The following is a 1,035-nucleotide window of genomic DNA, read 5'->3' on the forward strand; positions in this document are numbered from 1 at the left end:
ATTATTTGAAAATGGCCAAAAGCAAAATGATTTGGACGGTAAGGATAGGTTGGGAGCAGAAGGTCAACATCATTCTGACACTGACACATTCCAGGACTACTTGGGAGAGTCCTTGATGCTGTTATTTTTTACTGAAGAAGATGAAGGGAGAGGTTCCAGCAATAATATGCCAGAGCCCTGGACACCAATGGAGGTGAGAAATTGAAATTTTTCTATTTTAAAAGATGTGCAGGCTGCCACAGGAAAGTATCACGGGGAGAATTGCAAATGGATGGCCAGCTGCAATATGTATGCCAGGATTGCCTGGACGGGAAAATACCAGGGGTGAGGCAATGAAGTCCGTAATGAATAATCCCCTGGACCATATCATGCAACGTTATGCAGGCCAGGCGGTTACTCCTGAATCAATTCTGCTGGATTATCCAAATTTCTCTGATGTCTTTGAAGTGGAAGACCGGCTTAAGGAATGGGTAATGAGGAATAAAGACGATTGCCAGGTCCTCCATGCCAACCCATACATGGTTAAGGTTTTTGTAACGCCCCATGACATCGATGTTTACAATAGGAATATGCATGCAAAACACCAGGAAGCAAGGAGGCGGAAGTAATGATGGATGTGGACATAGAACGTGACCAGATGAAACGGCATGCAAAGGCATTCGTGTGGGCAAATAATGAAGAATTTTTAAAGTATATGGACCGCTGGGTCCAGAGGACTGATTTTAAGTTTCCACTGGATGTGAAACTCCTGGAAGAGTATTCGCACCTGAATTATGCTGAAGTTGATGCACGGTTCAAGCCAGTTTTTCTTCAGCTGCAGCAGCAGATAGATTCTCCAGGCATCTCTTCAGACAAGAAAAAAGAGTTAAAAGAGACCATGAAAAAAATTGAGGGGGAATACCTCATGGAATCTAACAGGGCTAACCAAAAGGATACAGCCATTGGCATACTGGAATTCCTGGAATCCAATCCTCTCGAAATGATCCATGCCCTTAATGATGCACTTGCTGAACTTATGGTCCAGAAGGGGGAAAA

3 protein-coding genes are annotated in these 1,035 nt (G+C 43.7%); all 3 read left to right on the top strand.

Annotation, left to right across the window (positions count from 1 at the left end):
- The coding region (locus AOG54_RS10100; protein WP_236692454.1) for a hypothetical protein at window positions 1-205 on the top strand (205 nt) is incomplete at its 5' end.
- 127 nt (window positions 206-332) lie between these two features.
- Window positions 333-608, top strand: coding sequence for a hypothetical protein (locus tag AOG54_RS03960; RefSeq protein WP_156324192.1), 276 nt, complete (start codon window positions 333-335; stop codon window positions 606-608).
- Window positions 608-1,035, top strand: a 428-nt coding sequence (locus AOG54_RS03965; RefSeq protein ID WP_156324193.1) for a hypothetical protein, incomplete at its 3' end; no start/stop codon positions are given. The genes AOG54_RS03960 and AOG54_RS03965, both read left to right, overlap by 1 nt.

Origin of the sequence: Acidiplasma aeolicum (assembly GCF_001402945.1) — an archaeon.
GTDB lineage: Archaea > Thermoplasmatota > Thermoplasmata > Thermoplasmatales > Thermoplasmataceae > Acidiplasma > Acidiplasma aeolicum.

Bases quoted from the DNA above. Each gene is read 5' to 3' on its own strand.
- AOG54_RS03960 (WP_156324192.1), top strand. From the start codon at position 333: ATGAAGTCCGTAATGAATAATCCCCTGGACCATATCATGCAACGTTAT.